Genomic DNA, 6,433 nt, shown 5'->3' with positions numbered 1-6,433 from the left:
TTAACTATATTCTGTTCAATTTTCAAAGACCATTTTATCTTGCCGCCCTTAAGCGACTTCTATAGCTTATCATCTCATCTTGTTACTGTCAATACTTTTTTCAAAAGTTTTTTTGTAACATTTCATTACTTGATGAAGATGTTTGTCGTTTCAGCAACTTTACTGTTGTTTGTTGTCCTGTCGACGTGTTTTAGTTTAACATTTATATTCTATTTAAAACCAATTAAATACTGATATTTATTAAAATTATTATTAAAATACTTTATTTTTCTTTATTAATCTAATAAAATCACATTGTGATACACAAGGCTACGAGTACTACTATTTTATATCTATTCTTCCCTTTTAACCCCCATTTTATCCAAGTAAATTAAACAAAGGCTACCAAATTTCTTGGCAGCCTTTTTATTATTCTTCTTAATCTTCTTCACTTTCTATTTGTGATTCTGCTTCTTCAACTAATCTATCTAAGCTAGTATCTTCATTTAATTCTAAATGTTCATTTTCTAGATTATCTGTTAATGATAACTGTTGATCTTTTTCTTGCATTTCACTTGCTGATATTTTAGCTATAGCTGCAATTCTCTCTTCATCAGAAGTTCTCATTAATCTAACTCCCATTGTAGCTCTACTAGTTACAGATACATCTGATACATTAATTCTTATAGCTACACCACTTGTATTTATAAGCATTAATTCATCTTCAGCCTTACATACTGTTGCCCCAACAACCTTACCAGTTTTTTCACTTATTTTGTATGTTATTAAACCAACTCCACCTCTATTTTGTCTCTTATATTCAACTAAAGGAGTTCTCTTCCCAAATCCATTTTCACTTATTACTAATAAATCTTCATCATCAACTGCTATATCCATGCAGACAGCAATATCATCTTCTCTTAAGTTCATCGATTTAACACCAGCAGCAGTTCTACCCATTGCTCTTACATCTTGTTCATTAAACTTAATGGCATTACCATGTTCAGATACTATAACTATATCAGCATCTCCTCTAGTAACTTTTACCTTAAGAAGTTCATCACCTTCTCTTAAGCTTATAGCTATAAGTCCGTTCTTTCTTAAGTTCTTGAATTCTGATAAGTGAGTTTTCTTAACAAGACCTTTCTTAGTTGCCATGAATAAATATCCTTCTCTTATTTCATCAGCAATAGTAAGTACAGTTTCAATTCTTTCATCTTGTTCTATTGGTATAAGGTTGATTATATTAGTTCCCTTAGCAGTTCTTCCTGCATCTGGAATCTCATATGCTCTCTTCTTGTATACTCTTCCTTTGTTTGTAAAGAATAATACATCTGAATGAGTTGAAGTTATTAAAACATTTTCTACAAAATCATCTTCCTTTGTAGTCATTGCTTGAATACCTCTTCCCCCTCTTCTTTGAGCTGAATATGTATCAGCAGAAATTCTCTTAATATATCCTGAATTAGTTAATGTGATAACAACATCTTCTTCTTGAATTAAATCTTCTATATCTATTTCATTAACTACTTTTTGAATTTCAGTTCTTCTTTCATCGTTGTACTTGCTCTTTATCTCTATAAGCTCTTCTTTGATTACTCCTAGAAGCTTCATTTCATCAGCTAATATACTATTTAAATATTCAATGTATTGCATAATTTCGTTAAGTTCTTCTTCTATCTTATCTCTTTCAAGAGCTGTTAATCTTCTTAACCTCATCTCTAAGATTGCTTGTGCTTGCTTATCACTTAATTGAAATCTTTCCATTAATGTGCTTTTTGCAATATCACTATTTTTAGAACTTCTAATAATATTGATTACATCATCAATGTTATCAAGTGCTATTTTTAAACCTTCTAAGATATGTGCTCTCGCTTCTGCTTTATTTAGTTCAAATATAGTTCTTCTAGTAACCACTTCTTTTTGGAATGCTATATAATGAGTTAATACTTCCTTAAGATTTAATACTTTCGGCTCATTATCTACTAATGCTAACATGATAACTCCAAATGTATCTTGCATCTTTGTATGCTTAAATAATAAATTTAAAATTACATTAGGATTAGCATCTCTCTTAAGCTCTATTACTATTCTCATACCTTCTCTATCAGATTCATCCCTTAAATCTGATATTCCAGTAATCTTCTTATCCTTCACTAAATCTGCAATATTCTCTATAAGCTTAGCTTTATTAACTTGATATGGAATTTCAGTAACTACTATTCTGTTTCTTCCATTTTCCTCTTCAATTTCAGCTTTTGCTCTAACAACAATCTTTCCTTTTCCTGTTTCATAAGCTGCTCTTATACCAGCTTTCCCCATAACTATTGCACCAGTTGGAAAATCAGGTCCCTTTATTGCTGTCATAAGTTCTAAAACAGTAGTTTCTGGATTATCTATAAGCATTATTGTTCCATCGATAATTTCTCCCAGGTTATGTGGAGGTATATTAGTTGCCATACCTACTGCTATACCTGATGAACCATTTACTAAAAGGTTTGGATATCTTGAAGGTAATACTACTGGTTCTTTTTCTTCTCCATCAAAGTTTGGCATAAAATCAACAGTTTCTTTTCTAATGTCTCTTAGCATTTCCACTGCTATCTTATTCATCTTTGCTTCTGTATATCTCATTGCTGCTGCACTATCTCCGTCTACAGAACCAAAGTTTCCATGTCCATCAACTAACATATATCTTAAAGAAAAATCTTGCGCCATTCTTACTAATGCATCATAAACTGAGGAATCACCATGTGGGTGATACTTACCTAAAACTTCCCCAACTATTCTGGCACATTTTCTGTATCCCTTTTGAGGCTCTAATCCTAATTCTTGCATTGAGTAAAGTATTCTTCTATGAACTGGCTTAAGACCATCTCTTACATCAGGAAGTGCTCTACCAACTATAACACTCATAGCGTAGTCGATATAACATTTTTTCATCTCGTTATTTATATCAACATGGATATATTTTCCCTCATTTAAATTCATGTACTTCACCTCGTATTAGTACTAAATATCTAAGTTACTAACTTTCTTAGCATTTTTTTGTATAAACTCTCTTCTTGGTTCAACTTTATCTCCCATTAAGATAGTGAATATTTCATCAGCTGCAATAGCATCTTCCACTGTAGCTTTTAAAAGTATTCTTTCTTCTGGATTCATTGTAGTATCCCATAATTGGTTTGCATTCATTTCACCAAGACCTTTGTATCTTTGTATATCAACTGAACTATCTTTACCGCCCATTTCATTAAGAGCACTTTCTAACTCTTCATCAGTATATGCATAAATTTCTTTTTTACCTTTGCTTACCTTGTAAAGTGGTGGCTGAGCTATAAATACATGTCCTTCATCAATAAGTGGTCTCATATATCTATAGAAGAACGTTAATAATAATGTTCTAATATGTGCACCATCCACATCGGCATCAGTCATGATTATGACTCTGTTATATCTAAGCTTTGATACATCAAAATCCTTTCCAATACCAGCACCAAAAGCTGTAACCATTGATCTTATTGAATCTGCATTTAATATTCTATCTAATCTTTGTTTTTCAACATTTAATATCTTTCCTCTCAGTGGAAGTATAGCTTGGAATTTTCTATTTCTACCTTGCTTTGCTGAACCACCAGCTGAATCTCCTTCGACTATATAGATTTCACATTCCATTGGATCTTTAGAAGAACAATCAGCTAATTTACCTGGTAATGTTGATCTTTCAAGTACAGATTTTCTTGTAAGCTCTCTAGCTTTTCTCGCTGCATCTCTAGCTCTTGCTGCCATTAATGCTTTATCTATTATTATTTTTCCTACCGCTGGATTTTCTTCTAAGAATGTACCTACTCCATCAGCAACGATTGAATCAACTACTCCTCTTACTTCAGAGTTTCCAAGCTTAGTCTTTGTTTGTCCTTCAAATTGTGGTTCAGATATCTTCACTGAAACTACTGCTGTAAGACCCTCTCTTACATCATCTCCTGAAAGATTCTTATCGCTTTCTTTTATATGGCCGAACTTTTTAGCATAATCATTGATAACTCTTGTTATTGCTGTCTTAAAACCAACTAAATGAGTTCCACCTTCTATTGTATCTATGTTATTAGCAAATGAATAAAGATTTTCTGTATATCCATCATTGTATTGTAATGATACTTCAGCGATGATTCCATCCTTTTCTCCCTCAACATATATTGGTTCTGGATGTAATACATCTTTATTTCTATTTAGATAATTTACGAATTCCTTTATACCACCTTCATAGTAGTAAGTTTCACCCTTTTCTTGACCTTCTCTCTTATCAGATAAGGTGATACGAATTCCTTTATTAAGAAAAGCAAGTTCTCTTAATCTGCTTTGTAATATTTCAAACTCAAATTCTGTTGTCTCAAATATCTCATGATCAGGTTTAAACCAAGTCTTGGTACCATGACCATCACTTTCACCTATTTGAGTAACATCACCTAAGATATTTCCTCTTGAATATTTTTGTTGCCACACCTTACCTTCTCTTGTTACTGTAACTTCACAAGCTTCTGATAATGCATTAACAACTGATGCCCCAACACCATGAAGCCCTCCGGATACTTTGTATCCTCCACCACCAAATTTTCCACCAGCATGTAGCACTGTCATGATAACCTCAATAGTCGATCTTCCAATCTTTGGATGTATTCCTACTGGCATACCTCTCCCGTTATCTACTACAGTAATAGAATTATCTTCATTTATCGTAACTTCGATATGGCTACAGAATCCTGCTAATGCCTCATCAATACTATTATCAACAATTTCATAAACTAAATGATGAAGTCCTCTTGAGCTTGTAGTCCCTATGTACATACCCGGTCTTTTTCTTACCGCTTCTAAACCTTCTAAAACCTGAATCTGACTTTCATCATAACTTTGCTTATTTTCTGTCAAGACATATTCCTCCTTAATCTTTTATATATATAAACTAAAGGCTAAATATCGGACTTAAGGATTATAATCAATATTCGTTCTCTTTGTTAATGTTGACGATGAAATTGGTGATAAATAAACCTTACTCATCTTATTAACTTCAGCTATAACAAATGATTTTGGGCTCTCCTTAGAAATTTTTTCAACAAATCCATCTTCTTCAGCCATTCTTAAAAAAGATATGGTATCTGAACTATACATAGAATTATGTATATCAAATATTCCTATGACATCTTTTATTGGTACTACTACATTCTCTCCTAAATGTAAAAACATACTATTTCCTCCTTGTAAGTAAGATTTAAATGCTTTATTCAATCCAACTTATTCTCCTAAAGACAGAATTTCCTTACGAGTTTACAATTTCTCCATTCTTAACTTTAAAGACTTTTGCCTTTTCGTCTAAATATTCATATAAATCTTCTATACCAGTACATGTAATAATAGTCTGTATCTGTCCTATTGTACTTAAAATATATTTTTTTCTATTAAAATCTAGTTCTGATAATACATCATCTAAAAGTAAAACTGGAAATTCTCCTGTAAGCTCTTTTATTATTTCTAGTGATGAAAATTTCATAGTTAATACTGCCGTTCTCTGTTGTCCTTGGGATCCATAGCTCTTAGTATCAATATCGTTTATATAGACAAAAAAATCATCCCTATGTGGACCAATGGATGTTATTCCTCTATCGCAATCCTTACTTCTATTTTTTTCTAATAGCGTGTAAAAATTTTCTTTAATATTTTCTAAGTCCTTTATAGTACTAATATACTTAAAATTTATTTTTTCTTTTCCCGATGTGATATCAGAGTGTATTTTTTCAGCATACTTGTTTAAACTTTCAATGTATTTAATTCTATCCCTAATTATATTATATCCAAATTCAACCAATTGCATATCATATATTTCCAACATTTCACTACTGGTATTTCTATTTCTTAAAAGTATATTCCTCTCATTAAGGACTTTATTATATTGAACTAGATTATAGTAATACTTAGGATTTAACTGACATAATTCCATATCAATAAATTTTCGTCTTACTCCAGGAGAATCTTTTATTATTCTAAGATCCTCCGGAGAAAACATCACAACATTGAAATTCCCAAATAATTCGCCTATTTTTTTTATTTTTATTTTATTAATCCTTATGGATTTTTTTCCGTCCTTAAGAATGCTTATATCTATCCTTTTATCAAGTCTTTCTCTACCTACATCAACACTTATAAATGCATGCTCACCATTCCAATTAATAAGTTCTTTATCTTTTGATGTTCTATGAGATTTTGCAAAAGCACAGTAATATATAGCTTCTAGTATATTAGTTTTTCCTTGAGCATTATCTCCCATGAACACATTAACATTAGGACATAATTCAATATCTAATGCATTATAATTTCTATAATTAAGCATTTGTAGTCTTTTAATAAACATCTTAAACACCCATAATATTATAACATATATAAACTTTTAATAGCTAATTTA

4 protein-coding genes are annotated in these 6,433 nt (G+C 31.2%); all 4 read right to left on the bottom strand.

The genetic code is table 11. From position 1 onward, the window contains the following. Positions 1 to 417: 417 nt before the first annotated feature. Entirely contained in the window at positions 418 to 2,970 is a 2,553-nt protein-coding gene (gene gyrA / locus Q5O29_RS00165) for a DNA gyrase subunit A (RefSeq protein WP_022211007.1), read from the bottom strand. A 21-nt stretch (positions 2,971 to 2,991) separates the two neighbouring features. Then, entirely contained in the window at positions 2,992 to 4,905 is a 1,914-nt protein-coding gene (gene gyrB, locus Q5O29_RS00160) for a DNA topoisomerase (ATP-hydrolyzing) subunit B (protein ID WP_022211006.1), read from the bottom strand. 54 nt (positions 4,906 to 4,959) lie between these two features. Further along, complete coding sequence (gene remB, locus Q5O29_RS00155; RefSeq protein WP_022168301.1) at positions 4,960 to 5,220, bottom strand: extracellular matrix regulator RemB; 261 nt, start codon at positions 5,218 to 5,220, stop codon at positions 4,960 to 4,962. A gap of 73 nt (positions 5,221 to 5,293) precedes the next feature. Next, a complete protein-coding gene (gene recF / locus Q5O29_RS00150) occupies positions 5,294 to 6,382 on the bottom strand; it encodes a DNA replication/repair protein RecF (RefSeq protein WP_022211005.1) in 1,089 nt (362 codons plus the stop codon). Between the last annotated feature and the right edge of the window lie 51 nt (positions 6,383 to 6,433).

Origin of the sequence: Clostridium sp. CAG:265, assembly GCF_000436575.1 — a bacterium.
Taxonomy (GTDB): Bacteria; Bacillota; Clostridia; order Clostridiales; family Clostridiaceae; genus Clostridium; species Clostridium lentum.
Note: the sequence above shows the minus strand (reverse complement) of the source record. Positions and strands in the feature narration are given on the sequence as shown.